Origin of the sequence: Flavobacterium sp. 22659 (assembly GCF_052044235.1) — a bacterium.
In the GTDB taxonomy this organism is placed as follows: Bacteria; Bacteroidota; Bacteroidia; order Flavobacteriales; family Flavobacteriaceae; genus Flavobacterium; species Flavobacterium johnsoniae.
Genome location: NZ_JBQEMU010000002.1, coordinates 375,834 through 399,909, shown reverse-complemented (window position 1 = coordinate 399,909; position 24,076 = coordinate 375,834). Strand labels below are relative to the sequence as shown.

Below are 24,076 nucleotides of genomic sequence, written 5' to 3'. Positions count from 1 at the left end.
CCGTTAAGAACATCATATATAGAAAAAGCATATCGAAAAAATGTTCCGTTAGGAACATTCTCGTCGGTAGATCAAATGTTCCGTTAAGAACATCATATATAGAAAAAGCGTATCGAAAAAATGTTCCGTTAGGAACATCTCGTCGGTAGGTACAATCATTAAATAGAAAAAATGTCAAACGCAGAAAGCATTATAAACGAAATAGACACGTTTTTAGATAAATTTTCATTAAAAACAAACAAACTGACCAAACAAGATTTGATTAGTTTTATTGAAGAAAAATGGGCAGAAGCCGATGATGAAAAATACAATATTTATCATGCCTATATCATTACCGGCAGGATGACCAATGAATATATCTGGGCAAAAGATTTCCCGAATATGAAACGCTGGCTTGATATGAATGACCGTCATTCAGCTTCGGGCAGAAACGAACCTTATATTCGAAATTATTACAAAGGACAATGCTGTTTAGAATGTGGTAACGAAGAAAAAGCGTTAGAATATTTCAATTTGTGTTATAACGAAAATCCCGATTATATATTTACAAGAGCACCTTTTTGTTATGAATTTTTCAATAAACATTTAGAAAATCCACGTGAACTTCCAAAACAGGAAGAAGGTCAGGATGATTATTTCGAATGGGTTGAATTAGAAGAATGGCAGTCATTTTTTAATGAAGAAGAATCGGAAATACAATGTGAAATATTATTTGATGATGACGAGGAAGAAGAATTCAGGGAAGAACACGAAAATGGAATCGAATATCTTGAAAACAATCAAACTGAAATACTGGAAAGTATTCTAACAGAATTACTAAAAGTATATCCCGACTGGCAGAAAGATTATGGTTACAGTGAAGAAGACAAACCCGATTTTATGCCGGATGTAACAACCATAAAAGATTTTGCAAATCTCATATCGCCAACAGCAATTTATGTCACATCTGTTTTTAAAGACGATCTGCCGTACATTGGTTTTCTTTTCTCGTGTTCGTGGGACAGCGAACACGGCTTGGGCGTGATGACACATAAAAACAGAATTGTGGAAATAGGAGGTGCCGATACTGCATTTTTAACCTGGATTGCTGAAAAGGATAATAATAAAAGCAAATAAATTGACCATAAAACTAAACCAAATGAACAAAGAAACATTTGATATAATAGAATTACGCCCGGCGACCAAACATTATTATGGAGACAGTTTAAAAATGCCTGAAATCCTGTTAGAAGATGGATTGCTGGTAAAAGCAGAAACGTTGGATATTCCGCTTGGACATTCCCGTTATGGCGGACCAATTGCTGATCTTCCAAAAGATTTCGAATACCCGGATGATCTGCGTTTTGCCGGTCAGTTAGATTTAAAACAGATTGCACCGTACGATACATCAGGACTTTTGCCTAAAACCGGACATTTGTTCTTTTTTGCTGATATCATGGAAGATAAAGGTCTGACAGTATATGCAGATGTTGACAACAGTGAATTGGTGAGAGTGGTTAAAGATCATGAAGACAACTTTTTTGAAGGCGTATTAATAAAAGAAGTTTTTGCCAATACTGAAAATCTTTCAAATCGTTACCGTGAACCAGAATACGAAAATGAAGAAGAATATACAAACGAAGATGGTTTGTTATGGGATTATTTTGAAGGAAGTGAAACCTCTAAAATCTTCGGAATTTTTACACATTGCCAGTATCAGGAAAATCAGATATTAGAAATAGTAAATTCAGATAAAATAGTGCTTTTACAGATAGGGGAAAACGGATTTAATGACGAAGGTGTTTTTAGCGTTTTAATTGATAAAAATGATCTTAAAAATCTGAATTTTAATAATTGTGAATTCCACTGGGGACAATCGTAAAAATGGCTGTAAGTTCCATTATCTGTATACGTCCAAAAAAACTCAGATCGATTGGAAATAATCAGATAATAAAAAAAACTGAAAATGATTAAAGATTTAGGACACGGTTATAAAATTATTGATAACAAATTCATTCTTTGTTATGAAAGTGAAGTGTTTAAAAAGTTTTACAAAACAATCGATTTTGAAACTTTTAAAATAACAGCAACAAACCCAGAATATGACAATGATGGTTTTGCATCAACGATTTATTTTACAGATAAAAACCATGTTTATATTCAAAGCGCTTTTACCGCTTTTACTATTCTTGAAGATGCAAAACCTAATGATTTTAAAGTAATAGATATTAAAAAAGGATATACATTTTCAAATGGAAATTATTTTCGGCATGATGATAAAATGCCTTTCGATTTAAGTAAAGCCAAACACCTCAATAATTATCACATTCAGGTTGGCGATAAATTATATTTTGGAGACGTAAAACTGATTGAAAATGTCGATTTAGAGTCATTTACAATTCCGCATCCGGATTTAATTGGAAATCTGGCTTTAGATAAAAATTATGTTTTTTTCAAAGGAAATATAGTTCCAGAAGCCAATCCAAATACATTTAAAGTTTTGGAAGGCTGTTTAGACGGAACTTATTATTTAGAATGCGATAATGTTTTTTATGCCAAAGATGATAAATACGCTTATTACATCAGAACAATCAATGATGAAGTAAAAGTGATAAAAACCAAAAGCCTGAACGATTTTCATTTTAAAGTTATGGATGAAAGAGGATATGCTTTTGATAAGGAATACAGTTATTATATGGGAAAAAGAACTAAAATCTAAAAACAATGGCGGTATATAAATTCGACGAAGTACTAAATGACCTAATGGATTATTTTATTCTGGGCGATCCAGATTATCTGCTTCAATACAAAATAGAAAATGACCTGCCGGATGATCTGCTGACAGAATTCACAACAGAAGAAACCGGAGATCAGGTTGTAGAAGAAGGTGTAATTGTGCCAATGATAGGAATAGAAAATTATCCTTATACCATTTATTTCAATTTATCAGACGAAACGCCAGAGTTGTTAAAAGCAGAAAATGAAGTACAGCACCATCGTGACGGATATTGTTTAAAAGTTGTGAATGGCAGAATCTACCTGTATACGATTCCGTATTTGAGAGATTTTACAGAAACCAAAGTCGGATTATTAAAGAAATACAAACACGCGTCAATAGAACTGCCAAACGGCTGGTATACAGTTACTATTTTGGCCGGATTAACCAAACAGCTTTTGGAAGCAGAGACGGTTTCGGGGAAAATAGAAGAATTTGAAAGTATGGAACCTACTTTTGAATTTGTGCTAAAACCTTCTGCCGAAAAACCAGAGTATACAGCTGATTTTACGTATCCATTTAAAGTTGAAATAGATGAATAGACAGATACCAATTGAAGAACTGAATCAGAATACTTTTTTCTGGAAATTTTATTTCTGCTGGTCAAGAGGTTATGATGAAAAACAAGAAATAAACATTGATGAGGTTCTGGAAGTTGTAGAAACAGATGAAACCAAAGCTTATGAGTGGGAACACGTATTTTTTAATCAGGATGATATAGAAGAAAACCCAAGATACATCGCAGAAAAACTGACAGACGATTTAAATTATGCTGTTGAATTTCAGGAATATGAAATCAACTTTTTTCTAAATGATATTTACATCGGCAATTTAGGCGGACATTTTGAAGCTTGGTTTTTTACATTAGATGAATTATTGGCCTTTGAAAATTATCCTTCATTATTTTTGCTTTTTCTTCCTATGACAGGAATTACAGAAAATCAGAAATCTATTTTGAAACCCATAATTACAAAACATCTGAAAGAAATTCCAAAATTTGAAACACATTCGGATTATATTGCAGATTGTATTTTAAATGGTTTAATTATGGAATCTCCATTTCAACAAACAGAAGAAATTGGGTTAACCAATAGTCAAAATCATAGTGTGAGAAACATAACAGTATATCCGCGCTATAAAGAAGATGTAATAGAATTGAATAAAAAATTGGTTTCTTTTAAAAGATAAAAAATTAAAATGTGCCGAGCCTACGGCTCTCTTTTTCTTTGCGGTTTTATGACGATGGATTAAAATCCAGCGCTACAATATAGTTCGAACCGTTGGTTCTTTTGTTTTAAATTTTTAAAATTCCGAAGGAACGATTTATAAATCTTAGTGACTTAGAATCTTAGCTCCTTAGAACCTCAAAAAAACTCCATTAAACTTTTATTAACAAAAAGTAAGATTCCATTAGTTTATATTTGTAAGGCACAAATTAATCCTAAAGCGTTGTACCTCATGAAAATCAAGTCTTTTTTGTATCTATTTCTGTTTGGTGTTTTTTCGATTTCAGCTCACAGTCAGAATGTGAAGCTGTTAAACATCGATCAGCTGAACGAACGAATTAAAAATGGAAAAGACAGCACGTATGTTGTGAATTTTTGGGCAACGTGGTGCGCGCCGTGCATTAAAGAATTGCCGCATTTTGAAAAGCTAAGCGCCGAACACAAATCAGAAAAACTGGCTGTTTTATTAGTAAGTCTGGATTTCAAATCAAAGCTGGCATCGAATGTCGTTCCGTTTGTAAAAAGAAAAAACCTGAAAAACGAAGTATTTCTTTTAAACGAAAGCAGTCCGCAGGAATTTATAGATAGAATCGACCCAAACTGGTCTGGAAGTATTCCGGCAACACTTTTCATCAAAAACGATAAACGAAAATTTGTAGAAAGCGAATTTACCTACGAACAATTATTAACTGAATATAAAAAACTGTAAACCATGAAAAAAATAATCTTATTACTAACATTGGCATTTTCTGCCTTTTTAGCTCAGGCTCAAACAGGAACAACACTTAAAGCCGGAGATACTGCACCAGATTTTAAACTGAAAAATGTAGACAACAAAGAAGTTTCTTTTGGGACTTTTAAAGATGCAAAAGGTTATATCGTAGTTTTTACCTGCAATACCTGTCCTTATGCAGTAGGTTACGAGCAAAGAATTATCGATTTAGATAAAAAATTCAAACCACAGGGATATCCTGTAATTGCAATTAATCCAAACGATCCTGAAGCTTCTACAGCAGATACTTTTAGCAAAATGCAGGATTTGGCAAAAGAAAAAAAATACCCTTTCCCATATTTATTTGATCCGGGACAAAAAATTACTGACGAATACGGAGCAAAACGCACACCTCACGTTTTCATTGTTTCTAAAACAACAAAAGGAAACGTAGTAGAATATGTAGGCGCTATCGACAACGATCCGGAAGGAACAAAAGCCGATAAAGTAAAATATGCAGAAGATGTAATTGCATCTTTAAAAACCGGTCAAAAACCGGCTGTAACACAAACCAAAGAAATTGGCTGTACAGTAAAAAGAAAAGCGAAAGCTTAATTACCAGAATTTAATTTGTTAAAACGCCTCAGGATATGAGGCGTTTTTTTATATAATCGTTTCGTTGATTCTCTGCTCTTTAAGTTCCAGTTCGGCAATAATCTGCCTTTTCATTGTAGTGTGAATATAATCTTTTGCCTCTGCATAAGAAATGTCATATTTGCGCAGAATGTCCTGCAGATGTTCTGGAAAATCAGCCAGCAGTTTATCATAATATACATCCAATTGGTGCTGGTCAGGCATTTCAAATTTCAGCTTAATTTGAAATCTGCGTAGTAATGCCGTATCAATACTGTTGTAAAAATTCGTCGCACAAATCAATAAACTGTCTGTTGGAAAATAATCTATAAGCTGAATAATAGTATTTACCAAACGTTTCATTTCGGCAACATCTTTGTCGTCGCTTTCACGGCTTTTTCCAATCTGGTCAAATTCATCCAGAAATAAAACCGCTTTTTCACGAATCGCTTTGTCGAAAATGGTTTTTACGTTTTTAGAAGTTTCCCCAATTTTAGCATTAATTAAAGTGCTGAGGTTGATAATAACAATGTTTTTATTTAAAGCCGTTGCAATTGCCTTTGCCGTTGTTGTTTTACCGCAGCCCGAATGCCCGTGAAGCAGTATTTTATTATCAACTTTTAAATTGTACTTTTTTAATTCCTCAAGATATTTATGCTCCTTTATGGTTTGAAGAAGGGCTGTTTTATTTTCTTCGCTGAAAAACAGATCATCGAGTGCAACTTTTTCAGTATCGTTTACAACAAGTTCGTACAGATTCATTTGAGATTTTATTTGGTGCAAAATTAGGTTTTATTCTGCAATATTTTCGTTCCAGATTTCTTTGCCCAAAAAGCGGTTTCCAAAAATAGAAGTTCCCACTCTTACCAGATTAGAACCTTCGGCAATAGCCAATTCTAAATCCTGAGACATTCCCATTGAAAGTTTTAAATTGCTTAAACCTTCAATTTCAGCCTCATAAATTTGATCTCTTATTTCTTTAAGTAAATGAAGTGACGGGCGCGTTTTTTCTTTTTCAACATCTAATAAACCAATCGTCATTAATCCTTTGATTTTTAGAGTATCATATTTCCTGATTTCTTTAATAAACGGAATTACTTCTGTTGGAGAAAGACCGAATTTACTTTCTTCAAAAGAGGTATTAACTTGAACAAAAACAGCAATAGCCCGGTTTTCTTTCTGGAGCTGTTTATTTAATTCTTCCGCAAGACTTAATCGGTCAAGAGATTGAATACAGCTTACATATTTCAAAACATCTTTTACTTTATTTGTCTGCAGATGACCTATAAAATGACGCTCGATATTTAAATCTTTTAATTCTGAATCCTTATCACGAAATTCCTGCATTTTATTTTCGCCAATTAAATTTTCTCCGGCTTCAATGGCAATTCGTATTCTTTCGGCAGGAACCGTTTTGGCTGCCAGTAATAACTGAACATCTGCTGTATCTCTTCCCGAAGCTTTACAGGCTTTTTCGATACGATCGTGAACCTGCTTTAAATTATAAATAATATTCTCTTTCATAATGAGCAAAGTTAGAGGTAAAGTGGATTGTAAAAAAGATCCAGTTTTTTCTATATAAAGTAGTCCAGATAAACAAAAAGAAGCAGACCAGAAAACGCCCGAAAATGAAAAAACTGGATTATTTAATGGTTAGGTATCCTGCCTAATTTTGTCTCGGCAATGAAGTCAAATTAAAATCAAATCAAATGAGTAAATCAATTTTTTATCACGCAGGTTGTCCAGTTTGCGTAAGCGCAGAACACGACATTTTAAATTTAGTTAAAGATGTTGAAGTAGTAAACATTGGTGAAGACAGATCCCGAATTGCTGAAGCTCAAAAAGCGGGTATAAAATCAGTTCCGGCTTTGGTAACGCCAAACGGAAATGTACTGCATATTAATTTTGGTGCTTCTATAGAAGAAGTAATTGGGTAAATATAAACGCCTCTTTGGAGTTTCTTCAAAGAGGTGTTTATAAACATTGAATTGAAACAAAGGTTTTTTTTAAACACATAGAGACATAGTTTTTGAAAACGCAGTAAAGGCGTTTCACTTGTTTAAACAAACATAGTTGTTTCTGTTTAGTATTCAAACTTTGACAAAGCTCTCAGAAACGTCTATGTGTGAGAAACGAGTTTCTTTTTGAAATCTAAAAAAAGAAAAAAACTATGTTTCTATGTGTTTAAAATCACAATAAACTATAAACTAAAAACAACAAACAAAAAATAAAAATGAAAGTAGCAGTATGGGATACTTATGTAACCCGAAAAGACGGTAAAATAATGCATTTTGATATTTTGGTAGATGAAAATACAGACGATGCAAATCAGGTTTTTGAATACGGAAAAGAATACCTAAAAACAGTTTTACAGGAAGGTCAGCCTTTGACCTCAAAAGAATGCCGATTTTGTCATATCGATAAAGCGCCTGCAGATATTGAAAATCAAATTCTTAAAAACGGATTTTCGATTATTGAAATGGAAAACTGTTATTAATTTTTCGTTTAGAATTATTAATTCGATAGGCTGAAAGTGTGGGGACTTTCAGTCTATTTTATTTGTTGTCATTATGAAAAACATCTTCAATTTAGAAACACAAAACAATAATCTGGACGGAAAAATTACAGCCGGATTTGAACGATTGTCTCAGGTTTTTAGAGTTTTGCTTTGGGAAAAAGCCAAAAAATACGATTTAAGCCCAATACAAATTCAGCTTTTGATTTTTATAAAGCACCATGTTCAAAACAAAGCAACCGTAAGTTATCTGGCAAAAGAATTTAATTTGACAAAAGCCACCATCAGTGATACGATTAAAATTTTGGAACAAAAAAAATATATTACAAAAACGGTAAATACCAGCGATTCCAGAAGTTCTACAATCGAGCTTACAATAAACGGTTTAGAAATGGTGCTTTTAACCGAAGATTTTACAGATCCGCTATTTGATTTAGTTTCGACAGGTTCTCAAAAAGAGAAACTGGTTTTATGGAAAACTATAAGTTCTCTGATTCAGCAATTGCAAGATTTACAGCTTATAAATGTACAAAGCACTTGTTATAACTGCGGTTACTTTGTAGAGAAAAACGGAAATAACTATTGTAAATTATTGGATGTAAAACTAGAAACGAGCGATATAAGATTGGATTGTTTCGATCATAAACCGGTTCGGTTATAAATATTTTGAAAGTGTCAAAATACCTTCTTCCATTTGTTCTTCAGTCAATGATGCATATCCCAGACGCAAACCGGAAGCCGGATTTCCAAAACTGAATTTTTCCGGACTCATTATTTTTATTCCTTTTTTTAATAATTCATCACAGACTTTTTGAAGATCGATTTCTGACTTTGGAACAATCCAAAAAGCCAAACCGCCTTCGGGTTTAATAAAAGTGATTTTGTCTTTTAAATGAAGTTTACAGAGACTTTCAAAATGATCTCTTTTGGCTTTGTAAATTAAATTCGTTTTTTTGAGATGCCTCTTAATTTTTCCTTCGTTAATAAGGTTTAAAACAGCTTCTTCCATAATATTATCGCCCTGAACGTCTATTATTTTTCTATGCTGGGCAATTTTTTGTATGTTTTCAATAGAAGCAGCCAAATATCCAATACGCAGAGCAGGAGCTACAATTTTGCTTAAAGTGCCAATATAAATGAAGTTTTTAGCATTGCTGTAACTTGAAATTGGAAGAATTGGTCTCTGTCCAAAATGAAATTCATTATCATAATCGTCTTCAATAATCGTAAATCCGTATTGATTAGAGAGTTCAATAAGTTTTAATCTCTTTTTGAGACTCATTGTAACGGTAGTTGGAAATTGATGATGAGGCGTAACGTAAATCGCTTTTATGGCTTTATTGTTTTTAAGATGATTTTCAACTTCTTCTAAATCTAAACCATCTTTTAAAATATTCACAGGAAGCAGAGTCGCACCGGTATTTTCAAAAGCTTCCCACGCAGGTTTGTATCCCGGATTTTCAATAATAACAGAATCTCCTTTTGAAAGTAAACAATGTGCTGCGAGATACATCGCCATTTGACTTCCTCGTGTTATACAGATTTCATCCAGAGAAACATTCATTCCTCTTTTAAAATTCAGCATTTGCACAATTGCTTTTCTAAATTCAACATTTCCCAATTCATTGCTGTAACCCATAATCTGCCAGCGTGATTTTCTGTTGAATATTTCACGGTACGCACGTGCGAGATCGTTCATAGGAGCGAGACGGCTGTCGGGAAGTCCATCATCAAAAACAAGATGCGGTTTCGAGTTTTCGACTGTACTGCTGGCTTTGGTTTCTGTTTTCTTATTGAAATTGGTTTCAGGAAGAATATCGGCAATAAAAGTACCTTTTCGATCTACAGTAATCAGCCAGCCTTCGGCAATTAAAACGTCTAAGGCTTCGATTACCGTGTTTCGGTTTACATTTAATAATCCTGCCAGCTGACGGCTTCCGGGCAAAGCGTTCCCGCTGGTTAATTTACCGGATTTTACCGCATTGATTATAGCATCGGCAATTTGCAGATAAAGCGCTTTGTCTGATTTTTTATCTAAATGAATTTCAAATTGCCAAGGTCGTAACATCTGGTCTGTCTTTTTGTGTTGAAATTGAATTAATGAGACAGACCAAATTTACAAAAGCTTTTATAGAATTGAGGTTATTTCTTTTTTAATTTGGCTTTAAAAAAGTCAATAGTTCTGGTCCAGGATAATGTGGCGGCTGCTTCATCATATCTTGGTGTAGTATTGTTATGAAAACCGTGATTTACGTTTGGATAAAAGTAAGCGGTGTTTTCGACTTTATTTTTATTTAAAACTTCCTGATAGGCAGGCCAGCCTTCGTTTACGCGCGTATCTAAACCTGCATAATGCAAAAGAAGCGGTGTTTTAACTTTTTCAGCTTCCTCTTTAGTCGGCTGTCCGCCATAATATGGGACTGTAGCTTTTAAATCCGGAATTTTTACGGCCATCATGTTCGAAATCCATCCTCCAAAACAAAAACCTACAACGCCAACATAGCCGTTACAGTCTTTGTGTGATTTAAGATATTCGTAAGCGGCGATAAAATCTTCGAGCATTTCTTCTCTGGTTCGCTTTTTTTGCAGTTCTCGTCCTTCATCATCATTGCCTGGATAACCGCCCAGCGGAGATAAAGCATCGGGAGCGAGTGTTATAAAACCTTCAAGAGCAGCTCTTCGGCCTACATCTTCAATATACGGATTAAGTCCGCGGTTTTCATGAACTACAATTATTACGGGAAGTTTCTTTTTGCTTTCAGCAGGTTGTGATAAAAGACCTTTTATAGATCCGCCTCCTTTTGGAGAATCATAATTAATATAACCTGTTTTAAGTCTTGGATCAGTTTGGGGAACTAAAATAGTGTCGACATAATTTGGCGTCATAAAACTTAAAAGCGAAGGCAGTGTAAGCGATCCTACGGCAAATATGGAGAGTTTTTCAACGAATTGTCTTCGGTTAATTTTATTGTGCGCATAGTCATCATACAAATCAAATACTTCCTGACTAATGTCTTCTTTGGTTATTTTGTTATCCATGAGGTTAATTTTTTGGAATAACTAATTTAGGGAATAAAAGTGAATTGTGATTAGTTGTTAGTTGTTGGTTGTTGGTTGTTAGTTGTTAGTTGTTGGTTGTTGGTTGTTAGTTGTTGGTTGTTAGTTGTTGGTTGTTGGTTGTTAGTGATTAGTCATTAGTTAATAGTTTCATTACAAAGACTGAAAACTGCGACTGAGACTGCGACTAAAAATTACGACTGCGGCTGAAAACTAAACTTTATTAGCGAGAAGTTCTGTCAGCAGAATATTTAGGTTAACTGATGCACAGGCAATTCCTTCATCGGCGGCGCCGTAATAAATATAAAGTTCTTCATCGTCGAGAATAGTTCCTGTTGGAAAGCAGACGTAATTGACATAACCTTTGAGTTCCCAAGGCTGATCTGGAACAAACAGCGGATAGGGCAGACGTGCAATTTCTTTTGTTGGGTCGTCAATATCCAAAAGTGCGGCACAGGCCACATACATATATCCGTTGATAGTATCATGAACGCCGTGATAAATTAAAAGCCAGCCGTGTTCTGTTTCTATTGGCGGCGCGCCATTTCCTAAATAACTTAGTTCGTGTGTGAATTTTGGGTCAAGTACAATGTGGTTTTTAAAATCCAGCATGTAATTTTTCCAATAGTCCTGATTTAATTCGTCAAGATTGTTGACCGAAGCAATTTGAATTCCGGGACGAATTCGATGCAGGAAATGAAGTTTTCCGTTTATTTTTCTTGGAAAGAAAACGACATTTTTATCCCATACATAACTGCTTCCTGTACTTGGCTGAAAATATTTGATATTTAAATCCTGCTGGTGTTTTATAAGCGAACGCAATTCATCGCCTGATAATTGAGGAACGACAATGCCGTGTTTGGTAAAGTTTTTTAAATCTGAAGAAGTTGCAACACATCCAAATGCATTTTCGCCGTCGTAACCGCAATACGAAAGGTAATAAAGATCATCGATTTTGACAATTCGGGGATCTTCGACACCATATTTTTCATTGGGAGTTTCGGGAACGATGACCGGATGCTGGTATCGTTCTTCTATAGTTAAAGGATCAGAAAGACGGCAGTATCCAATTGTGGAATGATTTCCTAAAGCAACAGCTCTGTAAAAAATATGTATTTTTCCATCTGCAGCAATTACTGCTGGGTTTAAAACGCCTTCGATTTCAAAATCTAATTCGGTTTTAGTGATAATTAATCCATGTTTATGTATCATAAAGCTGTTTTTTTTAGATCATTCTAATAAAATTAATGAAATAGACAATAACTTGATTTACATAACATTCTGAAATTCTTTCATAATTCCAGATAAAAAAAAAGCCTGTAGTAAACTACAAGCTTTTTAATTTTTTCATGAATACTGGAAAAACTTCGTTTAATTCATCAAATAATGGATTGTTTCGGTGTTTCAGTTTTATTTCGCTGAACAATTTTAACCCAAGAGCAAATTGTGTTGCTTCATACGGATTTTCGAATATGTTTTTGTCTTTTATTCTTTGGATGATTCCAAAAATTTCATCGTGATTATCAAATTCAATTCCGAGTTCTTTTGCCGGCTCGGTATCACCATTTGCATATTCCTTTAGGCTTAATGTCAAATAATATTTGTTTGATCTTTTTTGCATGATACTAAAATTTTCAATTTTACTTTAACCATTTATCTACAATGGTTTTAAACGTTTCTTTGTATTGTTCTCCTACTGTAATTTCTGTTTTATCTATAAAAATAGAATTCTTGCTGATGGCGTTTATTTTATCAAGTGAAACAATGAATGATCGATGAACACGCATAAATTTCGCTGATGGTAATTTTTCTTCTAAGGCTTTTAAGGAAATCAAAGAAAGTATTGCTTTTTGATTGTCATCCAGATGAACTTTTACATAATCTTTTAAACTTTCGATATATAAAATTTCTTTTAGAGAGATTCTAACCCATTGATATTCTACTTTTAAGAAAATAAATTCATCATCGGCTGTAATGGGCTGGAAGTTGTTTGATGCTTCTTCGGTTATTTGAAGCACTTTATTTGCAGCGCGTAAAAACTCTTCGTAGCTGAAAGGTTTTAAAAGATAATCGACTGCATTTACCTTGTAACCTTCAATTGCATAATGATTGTATGCGGTAGTAAAAACGATTTTTGGCACTTGTCCCGGCTGTTCCTGCAAAAGTCTTGCGAGTTCCATTCCCGTTAAATTGGGCATATTGATATCCAGAAAAACCAAATCCGGCTGTTTTTCTCTGATTAAACTCATGGCTTCAACCGCATTATCGCAGCTGGCGCTCAATTGCAAAAAAGGAGTCTGGTCAATAAAAGTTTCGACCAGTTTTAATGCCAAAGGTTCATCATCTACTGCTATACATTTTAATGTTGTCATTATTCTAAATTTATTTGCAGCTGTACATTATACATACCGTTTTTAGCGATACCTGCTATCAGAGTATGTTTATGCGGATAAATTAAATGCAGTCTGCGTTTTGTATTTGTTAACCCAATGCCGCCTTCATCTGTAGTAGACGTTTTTTCGAAATAGGTATTTTCTACTTCAAATTCCAGATTGCTTCCGTTTTGTCTCAGTTTAATATGAATTTCACTTTTATCGGTAGCATGAATACCGTGTTTAAAAGCATTTTCTACTAAAGGTAATAATAACATTGGAACAATTGGGTAATCGTGTATTTTTTCTGGAATGTCGGTTGTAATCGTCAGTTTTTTATTGGCACGAAGTTTCATAAGGGCGATAAAATCTCTCATAAACTCGGCTTCTTTTAATAATGTTGTTCTTTCTTCGGTACTGTACAATAAATAACGCATCATTCGGCTTAAAGTATGAAGCGCATTTCTGGAATCTTCAATATCTGTATAAGTAAGCGAATAAATACTGTTTAAGGAATTAAAGAAAAAGTGCGGATTAATTTGTGCTTTCAGCATAGCCAGTTCGGCAACTGTTTTATCCTGCTCCAGTTTTTGTTTGTGCTGTGCCGCTTTCTGCCAGTATTGCAGCATTGCCCAGCTCGTGCTGATTCCTAAAACCAATAAAGTGAGCATTAAAACATAATTGTCGAAATAGGGATTTCTATATTTTTTGAATCCTAAAACCAAGCTTATTTTATTATGAAGATCAGTCTGCGAAGTATAAAAATAGGCAATGAGCTGCATTACAAAAACAATAATAAATGCCCAGATTAAAAACGGAGAAGTATTGTCTTTTATAATGGTTTTGGGAACTATGATTTTAGCATTAGTATAAAAAATAATGATTAACAAAATCAAAATAATAATCTGCCAAAGCCAGAAAATACCAGGAAGAATTACATTCCAGGTTAAGGGCATGTAAAACAGCATGATAAATCCCAGTAATAACCAGCTTAGAATATGCAGTCCGGTAAAAAAATAAGGTCTGTAAACGTTTGATGCCATTACAAGTTTAGTGTTTTATTGACAATATTACATTTTATTTAAATGCAATTTTGAAGCAATCGGCAAATAGAGAATTACAGTCTGTAAAAACCATTTTAGAGCCGACGAGTTCAAAATTAAACGCTTGTTTAATTTTTAAATAGAAACCATCGTGTGTAAAATCATCTTTATCGATTGTCTTTTGCTTTTCGTCTATTTGAAATTTTTTGTATGTTATATTTTATTTCTTTTGTTGTCATATAATCGATAATTACATATTATTTCTAATGAATAAGCAATCATTTTTAAGCATTCTCGCAGCATCAGTTATTATCGCATCATGCGGTAAAAATGATAAATCGGCTCAGGCCGGAGGAGCACCGCAGGTTAAAGAGTATAAAACGCTGACTTTACAGCCGGAATCTGCTACATTAAACAGCGATTATCCAGCCAGTATTCAAGGACAGCAGAATATAGAAATCCGACCAAGAGTGGAAGGTTACATCGATAAAATTTTTGTAGATGAAGGTGCTGTTGTAAAAGCAGGGCAGCCGTTATTCAAAATCAGCGCGCCAGAATATGAGCAGCAAGTTCGTACAGCAACAGCAAGTATTAAAAGTGCTCAGGCTGATTTGAGTTCTGCAAAACTGGCTGTAAACAAAGTAAAACCTTTGGTTGAAAAAGGAATTATAAGTAAATACGATTTAGAATCGGCACAATATACTTATGAGTCTGCTTTAGCCTCTTTAGCTCAGGCAAACGCAGCTTTGGTAAATGCTAAAACTAATTTAGGATATACTACAGTTACAAGTCCGGTTAATGGAGTTGTAGGTTCAATTCCGTTTCGTTTAGGAAGTTTAGTAAGCTCTAACACAGCTGAACCTTTAACAACGGTTTCAAGTATTGGAAACGTATACGCTTATTTTGCTTTAAATGAAAAAGCGCTTTTAAATTTTACTAAAGATTCTGGAGCTTCATTAAACCAAAAATTAAAAAGCATGCCGGCAGTTTCTTTATTGCTTTCAGATGGTTCTGCTTATGATCAAAAAGGAAACATAGAAACCGTAAACGGATTAATCAATACTGAAACAGGTACTGTAAACGTAAGAGCTCGTTTCCCAAATCCAAAAGGAATTATCAGAAGCGGAAGCAGTACTACAGTAAGAATTCCAAAAGAAGTAAAAGACGGAATCATTGTTCCTCAAAGTGCAACATTTGAACTTCAGGATAAAATGTTTGCAGTAGTTTTAGGAAAAGACGGAAAAACAAGAAATGCTAATATCACAGTACTTGAAAATACAGCAGGAAACTATTACGTAGTAACAAGCGGTTTAAACCCTGGAGACGAAATAGTTTTAGAAGGAGTAGCTTCTCTAAAAGAGGGATCTGAAATTAAAGCTAAAAAACAAAGCCCGGAAACAGTTTACGCCGATTTAAAATAAAAGAAATGTTTAAAAGATTTATACAAAGACCCGTACTCTCGACGGTAATATCTGTTATTATCGTTATTTTAGGTGTTTTAGGCCTAATAGAGTTACCGATTTCACAATATCCGGATATTGCACCGCCAACGGTAAACGTGGCAGCAAGTTATACAGGAGCCAATGCTGATGTGGTACTGAAAAGTATTGTAATTCCGCTTGAAGAGCAGATTAATGGTGTAGAAAACATGACTTACATGACTTCTACAGCAACAAATGATGGAAATGCTTCGATCAAAGTTTTCTTTAAAGTAGGAACCAATCCTGATTTAGCAGCGGTAAACGTTCAGAACAGGGTTTCAAGAGCAACAAGTTTACTGCCTGTAGAGGTAACTCAGGCCGGGGTTACAGTAACCAAAAGCCAGAGTAGTAACTTATTGATTTTCTCTTTATACAGTGATGATAAAGCATACGATCAGACGTTTCTTCAAAATTATGCCAAAATCAATCTTGTGCCGCAAATCCAGCGTGTAGTTGGGGTAGGAGATGTAACGGTTTTTGGTGCAAAAGATTACTCTATGAGAATCTGGCTGAAACCAGATATTATGCAGCAATATAAGCTGATTCCAAGTGATATTTCGGCTGCTTTGGCAGAACAGAATATTGAAGCAGCACCGGGTAAATTTGGTGAAAACGGAAATCAGGCGTTTCAATATGTAATTAAATACAAAGGACGTTTAACATCGGCTAAGGAATTTGAGGAAATCGTAATCAAATCGGTTGGAAACGGGCAGATGCTTCGACTTAAAGATGTTGCTAAGGTAGAATTAGGATCCTTAAGTTATGCTTCAACGATTAAAACAAACGGTGTAGAATCGGCAGCGATGGCTATCAGCCAGACTCCGGGATCGAATGCACGTGATGTAATTATCAATTCTAAAAAGCTGATTGAAGAAGCGGCAAAGAGTTTCCCAAAAGGGATGAAATACACCATTATGGTTGACGTTAACGAAAACCTTGATGCATCTATTGAAAAAGTAATTCATACTTTGATTGAAGCCTTTATATTGGTTTTTATTGTAGTATTTATTTTTCTTCAGGATTTTAGATCAACCTTAATTCCGGCAATTGCGGTTCCGGTTGCGATTGTAGGAACGTTCTTCTTCCTTAATTTATTTGGATTTACGATTAACTTATTGACACTTTTTGCGATGGTACTCGCAATTGGTATTGTGGTCGATGATGCGATTGTGGTCGTCGAGGCGGTGCACGCCAAACTGGACCACGGGTATAAATCGGCCAAGAAAGCTACAATACATGCGATGAACGAAATATCGGGGGCGATTATATCAATCACGCTTGTAATGGCTGCGGTTTTTATTCCGGTAACTTTCATTACCGGATCAACCGGAGTTTTCTACAAACAGTTTGGTATTACACTGGCTGTTGCGATTATTCTTTCGGCAGTAAACGCCTTGACTTTAAGTCCGGCTTTATGTGCCCTGCTTTTAAAACCGCATGGCGACGATCATGAACATAAGACTACTTATTTACAAAGATTTTATACGGCTTTTAACGTTGCGTTTGATAATGTAACAGGAAAATACAAAAGATCGGTTCAGTTTCTTTCGGTTAAAAAATGGATTGCTTTAGCATCTATTGTAATTGCTGGTGTTGCATTGGTTTATATGATGAAAACGACACCGTCTGCATTCGTTCCTTCAGAAGATCAGGGAACTGTTTTTGCCAATATCAGCTTACCGCCGTCTGCTTCTATGGAACGTTCAGATATAATGGCCAAAAAAGTAGACAGTATTGCTAAAACTATTCCGGGAGTTAAAAATACACTTCGTATCGTAGGGCAGAACTTTACCGCCGGAGCGGGTAGTGCTTACAGTATGGTAATTGTAAAATTATACCCATGGGATAAACGTGATTTAAGTGTTGATGATGTAATTGGACAGCTTTTTGCAAAAACAAGCGGTATTCGTGAAGCTAATATATTCTTTATTTCACCGCCAACTATTCAAGGTTTTGGACAAAGCGGCGGGTTCGAATTCCAGTTACAGGATAAAGGAGGACATACAACTGCCGAATTCTATAAAGTAAACAATGAATTCCTTGCTAAATTAGCCGAACGTCCGGAAATACAATATGCAACAACACCATTTAACCCTGGTTTCCCGCAATATATGATGGATGTTAATTTGGCGAAAGCCAAAGATGCAGGAGTTTCGGTAAATACGATTTTATCGACTATGCAGGGGTATTACGGTGGATTGTATGCTTCGAATTTCAATAAATTCGGTAAACAATACCGTGTAATGGTTCAGGCTGCTCCAGAATTTAGAGCTAATACAGAAGGATTAAATAAAATTTTCGTTCGTAACAGCGCCGGAAACATGGCTCCAATTACAGAGTTTGTAAAAATGACAAGGGTTTTTGGTCCTGAATCGATTTCAAGATTTAACTTGTTTACCTCTATTTCGATTACCGGAGCACCAAAACCTGGTTACAGTTCTGGAGATGCAATTAAAGCAATTCAGGAAGTAGCTGCAGAAAACCTTCCTGCAGGTTATGGATATGAATTTTCAGGTTTAACACGTGAGGAATTAGCTTCTGGAGGAGAAACGATTTTCATCTTTATTTTATGTTTGGTTTTCGTTTATTTCTTATTGAGTGCGCAGTACGAAAGTTATATTTTACCATTTGCGGTATTATTCTCGATTCCGTTTGGATTAGCAGGAGCGTATTTATTCTCGATTATTTTCAAACTGAACAGTAATATTTACCTTCAGATTTCCTTAATCATGCTTATCGGGCTTCTTGCCAAGAACGGTATTTTGATTGTCGAATTTGCTTTAGACAGAAGGCGTAAAGGCCTGCCAATTGTACAAGCGGCAATTGAAGGTGCCGTAGCGCGTTTAAGACCAATTTTGATGACTTCGTTTGCCTTTATTCTTGGACTTGTGCCTTTAATGTTTGCTACTGGGGCAGGTGCCGTTGGTAACAAATCGATTGGTACTGGAGCAGTTGGAGGTATGTTAATTGGAACCATTTTAGGAGTATTTGTTATTCCGGTTTTATTTATCATTTTCCAGACTTTACAAGAAAAAGTAAGCGGTCCGGCAAAAGACGGTTATGATGATGATGACGATGATGAGGAGGAAATTCAGTTAATAGAAGCTCACAAAGAGTAAAATTTAATTAAAAAGAGATGACGAATAGTTCAAATAAATATATTCTTATGGTAATTGCAGCCGCGCTTTTAAGTGCGTGCTCCATTACCAAAAAGTACGAACGTCCAGCAGCACTCTCGACAGATAAGCTGTATCGTGATGAGGCTTCTGCCGATACGACTACGATTGCTGATATGCCGTGGCAGAGTGTTTTTAAAGATGAAAAGCTGAATGCTTTAATCCAGAAAGGATTAGATCAAAACCTGAACCTGAAAAATGCTATTGAAAATATAGTACAGGCAAGAGCTTCATTGCGTCAGAGTAAATTGGCTTATTACCCAACCTTACAGCTGGATGCAAGTGCAACGCACACGAAACAGTCAGAAGCGGGGCTTAACTTTCCTGCCGGAATTAATATCAATACTCTGACTACAACTTATAAATTAGGTGTAAGTACGTCTTGGGAAGCTGATATCTGGGGAAAACTAAGCAGTTCTAAAAGAGCCGCTTTAGCTAGTTATTTAGCCACAGATGCTGCCAAACAAGCCATTCAGACACAATTAATTTCTGATATTGCCAATAATTATTTTATGCTTTTGGCTTACGATAAATCGTTAAAAATCACTCAGGAAACATTAGAAAGCCGTATTAAAAATGTTGAAACAATTAAAGCTTTAAAAGAAGGAGCAATTGTAACAGGAGCGGCAGTTGTACAGAGTGAAGCCAATCAGCATGCAGCAGAAGTTTTGATTCCGGATTTAAAACAAAGTATCCGTGAAACCGAAAACGCTTTGAATATTTTATTAGGACAAGCTCCGGGAACAATTGACAGAGGAGAATTAGGAACTCAGGTTATTCCGGAAAACATTGCAATTGGAGTTTCTTCTCAGTTATTAGAAAATCGTCCTGATGTTCGTCAGGCTGAATTTAATTTCAGAGTTGCTTTTGAATCTACAAATCTGGCTAAAACCTATTTTTATCCAAGTTTAACGCTTACGGCAAGCGGCGGTTTTTCGAATTTAGAATTAAAAGATTTCTTTACTAATTCTATTTTTTATTCTATTATTGGAGGATTAACACAGCCAATTTTTAATCAGGGTAAAAACAAGCTGAGATTAACAACAGCACAGTCTCAACAGTTACAGGCTTATAACAATTTCCAGCAAAGTCTTTTAACAGCGGGTCAGGAAGTTTCTAATGCTTTGTATTCATACCAAATGGCAGTCGAAAAAGAAGATTCAAGAAAAAAACAAATTGAAGCTTTAGAAAAAGCAGTCGATTTTACACAGCAGCTTCTTGAATACAGTTCAGCAACAAATTATACAGACGTATTAACTTCTGAACAAAATTTACTGGCAGCACAGTTAAGCGGTATTAATGATAATTTACAAAAATTACAAGCCGTTGTAAACTTATACAGAGCTTTAGGCGGAGGATGGAAATAAATATTTTCCTATAAATAATTAACGTTGGTCGTTAAAAATATAACCTTGGTCTAAATAATAATTTAATACTAAAAATTGTATTTAACTTTGAATTGTTAAGATTACGATTATCCGCCATTCAGTTAAGTTTAAACATGACTAAAAACGCCTCAGCAATGAGGCGTTTTTAATTTTAAATCTATATCGGTTAAAAAACACTGTTCGTCGATTGGTTTGGCGGTTCTGTATAATGCATTCTGTAAACGCGAATATTGGCACCACTTTAGATTAGTTTCTAAATGAAATTAATCCCTAAATTCTAAAAACATGAAAAAGTTAGTATTCGCCTCAGTATTATTTATGAGTGTATTTTTTGCCCATGCACAAGTATCAATTAATGTAAATATTGGAACACCTCCAAGCTGGGGACCACAAGGTTATGACGACGACAGATATTATTATTTACCAGACATCGATGTGTATTATGATGTAAACCAAAGTGTGTTTATTTACGATAACGGTGGAAAATGGATGCGTGAAAAAAGACTTCCTTCAAGATACAGACAATATGATTTGTATTCAGGTTATAAAGTGGTGTTAACAGATTATAGAGGAGATGCTCCATACACCTATCACAGTAAACACAGAGCTAATTATCCAAAAGGTTACAAAGGGAAGCCTCAGAAAAACAGAGGAGAAAAACCGGTAAAAAATAACAAATCTCAAGGGAAACAGAAGTCTGAGAATAAAAGAAATAACAATTCCCAAAAGCAATCCGGCAAAGATCGTGGACATTCACACAATGATCGTCATTAATTAAATAAATATGATAAAAACGTCTCAGGAATGAGGCGTTTTTTTTGGTATAAAGCCAAAAAAGGCTGTCTTGGAAGACAACCTTTAATGACTAATAAAATAAAAATGTATTCTAAAGTTTTACTTTCCTGATTGGCTTTCAGGGCTCATAATAACTTCGACACTACTAGAACTATCCAAAACGTGCTTACTAAACTGCTGAATAGTTTTTTGATTAATTTTAGAAATTAAATTTTTATACTCATCATCCTGTAAAAAAGGAATCTGATTTAAGGTGTTATTATAAATTGTAGTATTCCAGAAAGAATTGGTTTTAAGTGATTCTTCACGGTTTTTTAAAAGTGCTTTTTTAATGTCTTCCAAATCATTAGCATTTACCGGATTTGATTTTAAATCGTTTAATTCTTTCCAGACAATCTGCATTAATTTTTCTTCTTTATCTGGATTGCAGTCAAAAGTCAAGGCAAGACTAAAAGCGGGTTTTGGAATCATTTCCAGATTACCGCCCACATTTACGCCGTAACTGCCGCCTTCTTCTTCTCTAATAGTCTGCAGGAATCGTTTTGATAATATTTCTCCAATAATATAAATTGACAAGGCATTTTCCTTGCTGTATTCCGTTTTTCCAGCTAAGTTTAAATAAACGGTTGTTTTAGCTACTTCCATTGGGCGTTTAAAATGCACGATCGTTTTCCCTTTTTTAGGCTCAATGTTATGATCGATATAATTCTCTTTTAAAGCCGGATTCGATTTTATATTTCCAATATATTTCTGAATCAATTCTAAACCTGAATCCGGAATATTTCCAACAAAAACAAATGTAAAATCAGCAGCATTTTTAATTCGGTCACGGTAAATGCTTTCTGCTTTTTTTAAGTCAATCGTTTCAAGAAATTTTTCGTTGAATAAAAAAGTTCTTGCATTATGGTTTGAATTGGCTAAATCAATAGAATCCTTAAAAGCGCTTCCGTTATCTTTTTTAATAGTTTCTAAACGATTTTTATACTGTTCTTTTAGAATATTAAAAATGTTGGGATCAAAACGAGGTGCTTCAAAAGAAAGATAAAGCAATTGAAGCATTGTTTCTAAATCGGCTTTGTTTGAACTTCCCTGAAAACCTTGTGTATTCGCGCCAATAAAAGGAGCTGCCTGTGCCACTTTTCCGGTTAGTTTTTCTTTTAAACCAATGTTGTCAAAATTTCCTAAACCAGACGATCTTGCAATTGTTGTTGCAATTTCGGCAGAAGCCAGATCTTCTGTTTTTACAAGAGATTTACCGCCTTTTGAAAAAGCAGAAAATATAATTTGATCCTGCGAATATGTCGTTGGAAGGATAATTACTTTTGCATCATTTTCTAAAATATACCCTTTTGCATCTTTAATTCCCGCTACTTCAAATGTTTTCTTTATGGATGCAGGTTTTAATTCCTTATCAATTAAAGGTGCATTGTTTTCTTTTTTTGTGTAAGGTTCTAAAGTACTATTTTCTACTTTTTTCATTACACTTACTACCGCTTCTTTCGTTGGAAAATCATTTTTATCCTGGTCTGAACCTGTTATTAAAACGACTTGATTTGTAGGTTTTTGAATGGTTTTAGCATAAGCATTCAATTCCTCCAAAGTGATACTTTTTATAATACCAACAATTAACTTATAATCGTCTTCAGGGGAAAGAAATGGTTTTGCTTTTAAGAAATAATCGGTCAATTTATCTGCCCAGCTGTCATTATCGACTTTATCTTTATTGCTGATAAAATCATCGTATGAACTGATAAAAAGCTTTTTGGTTCTCTCTAATTCTGTTTTTACAGCTCCAAAACGTTTTAAACGTTCGGCTTCTGTATAGGCTTCTTCAAATGCTTCGAGTGTTTTTCCTTTTTTGACAGAAGCGGTAATATTATACGAATTGTTTAATCTAGAAATTCCACTAAAATAGGCGCTTAAATTTAAACTTGAGCTTTGATTTTTTAAGAGTAATTCTTTAAAACGATTGTTTAATATATTGGTATAAAAAGAGTTCATTACATTTTTTCTTGTCACAGTACTGTCTTTTACCAATGGTTCGTCTGTAACATATCGCAAAGTAATTGTTGTAGATGAAGCTTCTTTATCAGATGCTGTTCCAAAATATAATTCATCATGTTTCGGAATTTCGGCATACGTTCTTACAGCTGCTTTTTTTGCCAAAGGAATACCTGAAAATATCGCTTTGACCTTTTCTTCCATTACTTTAACATCAATATCTCCAACAATTATTACAGCCTGTAAATCTGGTCTGTACCATTTTTTATAATAGTTTCTCAATTCAGGATATTTGAAGTTATTGATGATATTTAAATCGCCAATAACATCGCGTTTGCTGTATTTTGAACCTTTGTATAAAACAGGATCTGTCTGCATTTTTAAACGAAAATCGCTTGTACGGCGCGTTCTCCATTCTTCTCTGATAACGCCTCTTTCGGCATCAATTTCTTGATTGGTTAAAGATAAAGATCCAGACCAGTCGTGTAAAACCCAAAGAGTAGAATCGATTAGTTTTTCGTTGGTAACCGGAACCGTGCTGATGTTGTAAACAGTTTCATCCTGAGCAGTATAAGCATTAATTTCTTTACCAAAAGTTACGCCGTTTTTTTCCAGCATTTTAATGATTCCTTTTCCTTTAAAATGTTCTGTACCGTTAAAAGCCATGTGTTCCAGAAAATGTGCCAATCCGTTTTGATTGTCATCTTCGAGAATGGCGCCCACATTTTGAACAAAGTAAAAACTTGCCCTGTCTTTTGGCTCTTCATTATGCATAATATAATACGTTAATCCGTTTTTTAGTTTTCCGGTTACAACGTCTTTATTCAGCGGAATGTTGGTTTTAAATTGAGAAAATGCGCCTTGAAAAGACAAGGCCATAATCCCAATAATGATATTTTTTTTAGTGTTCATTTTGATGTTT

Annotated in this window: 23 protein-coding genes; 14 read left to right on the top strand and 9 right to left on the bottom strand. The window is 34.6% G+C overall.

The annotated features are described in order from the left end of the window. Positions 1-171: 171 nt before the first annotated feature. The 7 genes from ACTJIW_RS03695 (at position 172) to ACTJIW_RS03665 (ending at position 5,308) form a co-directional block, all read left to right on the top strand. Positions 172-1,116 (top strand): DUF6985 domain-containing protein, encoded by a 945-nt coding sequence (locus ACTJIW_RS03695; protein WP_440715470.1) that lies wholly within the window; start codon positions 172-174, stop codon positions 1,114-1,116. 22 nt (positions 1,117-1,138) lie between these two features. Then, complete coding sequence (locus tag ACTJIW_RS03690) at positions 1,139-1,861, top strand: DUF1963 domain-containing protein (protein ID WP_440715471.1); 723 nt, start codon at positions 1,139-1,141, stop codon at positions 1,859-1,861. A gap of 84 nt (positions 1,862-1,945) precedes the next feature. Continuing rightward, positions 1,946-2,698 carry a DKNYY domain-containing protein gene (locus ACTJIW_RS03685; protein WP_440715472.1) on the top strand — a complete coding sequence of 251 codons (753 nt, stop codon included), beginning with the start codon at positions 1,946-1,948 and terminating at the stop codon, positions 2,696-2,698. Positions 2,699-2,703: 5 nt separating this feature from the next. Then, positions 2,704-3,297 (top strand): hypothetical protein, encoded by a 594-nt coding sequence (locus ACTJIW_RS03680; RefSeq protein WP_440715473.1) that lies wholly within the window; start codon positions 2,704-2,706, stop codon positions 3,295-3,297. Continuing rightward, on the top strand, positions 3,290-3,943 hold the full coding sequence (locus tag ACTJIW_RS03675) for an Imm19 family immunity protein (protein ID WP_440715474.1): 654 nt from the start codon (positions 3,290-3,292) through the stop codon (positions 3,941-3,943). Before ACTJIW_RS03680 ends, ACTJIW_RS03675 begins: the two co-directional genes overlap by 8 nt. A 270-nt stretch (positions 3,944-4,213) precedes the next feature. Further along, positions 4,214-4,690 carry a TlpA family protein disulfide reductase gene (locus tag ACTJIW_RS03670; RefSeq protein WP_440715475.1) on the top strand — a complete coding sequence of 159 codons (477 nt, stop codon included), beginning with the start codon at positions 4,214-4,216 and terminating at the stop codon, positions 4,688-4,690. A gap of 3 nt (positions 4,691-4,693) precedes the next feature. Further along, positions 4,694-5,308, top strand: coding sequence for a thioredoxin family protein (locus ACTJIW_RS03665; RefSeq protein ID WP_440715476.1), 615 nt, complete (start codon positions 4,694-4,696; stop codon positions 5,306-5,308). Between the two features lie 48 nt (positions 5,309-5,356). On the opposite strand, the gene ACTJIW_RS03660 is transcribed toward ACTJIW_RS03665, so the two are convergent. Together ACTJIW_RS03660 and ACTJIW_RS03655 are read right to left on the bottom strand one after the other, a co-directional pair. Next, positions 5,357-6,088 carry an AAA family ATPase gene (locus ACTJIW_RS03660; protein WP_440715477.1) on the bottom strand — a complete coding sequence of 244 codons (732 nt, stop codon included), beginning with the start codon at positions 6,086-6,088 and terminating at the stop codon, positions 5,357-5,359. Positions 6,089-6,118: 30 nt separating this feature from the next. Continuing rightward, on the bottom strand, positions 6,119-6,850 hold the full coding sequence (locus tag ACTJIW_RS03655; protein WP_440715478.1) for a YggS family pyridoxal phosphate-dependent enzyme: 732 nt from the start codon (positions 6,848-6,850) through the stop codon (positions 6,119-6,121). A 185-nt stretch (positions 6,851-7,035) separates the two neighbouring features. Here ACTJIW_RS03655 and ACTJIW_RS03650 point away from each other — a divergent pair, with 185 nt between their 5' ends. The 3 genes from ACTJIW_RS03650 (at position 7,036) to ACTJIW_RS03640 (ending at position 8,502) form a co-directional block, all read left to right on the top strand. Beyond that, positions 7,036-7,263, top strand: a complete 228-nt coding sequence (locus ACTJIW_RS03650; RefSeq protein ID WP_012026115.1) for a thioredoxin — start codon at positions 7,036-7,038, stop codon at positions 7,261-7,263. A gap of 296 nt (positions 7,264-7,559) precedes the next feature. Beyond that, positions 7,560-7,823: a DUF2024 family protein gene (locus ACTJIW_RS03645; protein WP_012026114.1), complete on the top strand. Its 264-nt coding sequence runs from the start codon at positions 7,560-7,562 to the stop codon at positions 7,821-7,823. 73 nt (positions 7,824-7,896) lie between these two features. Beyond that, complete coding sequence (locus tag ACTJIW_RS03640) at positions 7,897-8,502, top strand: MarR family winged helix-turn-helix transcriptional regulator (protein WP_440715479.1); 606 nt, start codon at positions 7,897-7,899, stop codon at positions 8,500-8,502. Here the strand turns inward: ACTJIW_RS03640 and pdxR are convergent. The 6 genes from pdxR to ACTJIW_RS03610 all read right to left on the bottom strand — a co-directional run bounded on the left by pdxR (position 8,497) and on the right by ACTJIW_RS03610 (position 14,313). Next, positions 8,497-9,909 carry a MocR-like pyridoxine biosynthesis transcription factor PdxR gene (gene pdxR / locus ACTJIW_RS03635; RefSeq protein WP_440715480.1) on the bottom strand — a complete coding sequence of 471 codons (1,413 nt, stop codon included), beginning with the start codon at positions 9,907-9,909 and terminating at the stop codon, positions 8,497-8,499. The two genes, ACTJIW_RS03640 and pdxR, sit on opposite strands and share 6 nt — an antisense overlap. Before the next feature lie 74 nt (positions 9,910-9,983). Beyond that, positions 9,984-10,880, bottom strand: a complete 897-nt coding sequence (locus ACTJIW_RS03630; protein WP_440715481.1) for a dienelactone hydrolase family protein — start codon at positions 10,878-10,880, stop codon at positions 9,984-9,986. 231 nt (positions 10,881-11,111) lie between these two features. Beyond that, the gene (locus tag ACTJIW_RS03625; protein ID WP_012026110.1) at positions 11,112-12,110 is read right to left on the bottom strand and encodes a glycoside hydrolase family 130 protein; all 999 of its coding nucleotides are present in this window, start codon (positions 12,108-12,110) and stop codon (positions 11,112-11,114) included. A gap of 115 nt (positions 12,111-12,225) precedes the next feature. Continuing rightward, entirely contained in the window at positions 12,226-12,519 is a 294-nt protein-coding gene (locus ACTJIW_RS03620) for a DUF3861 domain-containing protein (protein WP_012026109.1), read from the bottom strand. Positions 12,520-12,538: 19 nt separating this feature from the next. After that, positions 12,539-13,270 carry a LytR/AlgR family response regulator transcription factor gene (locus ACTJIW_RS03615; protein ID WP_012026108.1) on the bottom strand — a complete coding sequence of 244 codons (732 nt, stop codon included), beginning with the start codon at positions 13,268-13,270 and terminating at the stop codon, positions 12,539-12,541. Next, positions 13,270-14,313 (bottom strand): sensor histidine kinase, encoded by a 1,044-nt coding sequence (locus tag ACTJIW_RS03610; RefSeq protein ID WP_012026107.1) that lies wholly within the window; start codon positions 14,311-14,313, stop codon positions 13,270-13,272. Before ACTJIW_RS03610 ends, ACTJIW_RS03615 begins: the two co-directional genes overlap by 1 nt. 266 nt (positions 14,314-14,579) lie before the next feature. Between ACTJIW_RS03610 and ACTJIW_RS03605 the strand changes: the two genes are divergently transcribed. From ACTJIW_RS03605 to ACTJIW_RS03590, 4 genes are all read left to right on the top strand, one after another. Further along, positions 14,580-15,734, top strand: a complete 1,155-nt coding sequence (locus tag ACTJIW_RS03605) for an efflux RND transporter periplasmic adaptor subunit (protein ID WP_440715482.1) — start codon at positions 14,580-14,582, stop codon at positions 15,732-15,734. A gap of 5 nt (positions 15,735-15,739) precedes the next feature. Further along, positions 15,740-18,913 (top strand): efflux RND transporter permease subunit, encoded by a 3,174-nt coding sequence (locus ACTJIW_RS03600; protein WP_440715483.1) that lies wholly within the window; start codon positions 15,740-15,742, stop codon positions 18,911-18,913. A gap of 17 nt (positions 18,914-18,930) precedes the next feature. Next, on the top strand, positions 18,931-20,337 hold the full coding sequence (locus ACTJIW_RS03595; RefSeq protein WP_433812254.1) for an efflux transporter outer membrane subunit: 1,407 nt from the start codon (positions 18,931-18,933) through the stop codon (positions 20,335-20,337). A gap of 306 nt (positions 20,338-20,643) precedes the next feature. Continuing rightward, positions 20,644-21,132, top strand: a complete 489-nt coding sequence (locus tag ACTJIW_RS03590; RefSeq protein ID WP_440715484.1) for a hypothetical protein — start codon at positions 20,644-20,646, stop codon at positions 21,130-21,132. Between the two features lie 120 nt (positions 21,133-21,252). On the opposite strand, the gene ACTJIW_RS03585 is transcribed toward ACTJIW_RS03590, so the two are convergent. Then, positions 21,253-24,066 (bottom strand): M16 family metallopeptidase, encoded by a 2,814-nt coding sequence (locus ACTJIW_RS03585; RefSeq protein WP_440715485.1) that lies wholly within the window; start codon positions 24,064-24,066, stop codon positions 21,253-21,255. Positions 24,067-24,076: the final 10 nt, after the last annotated feature.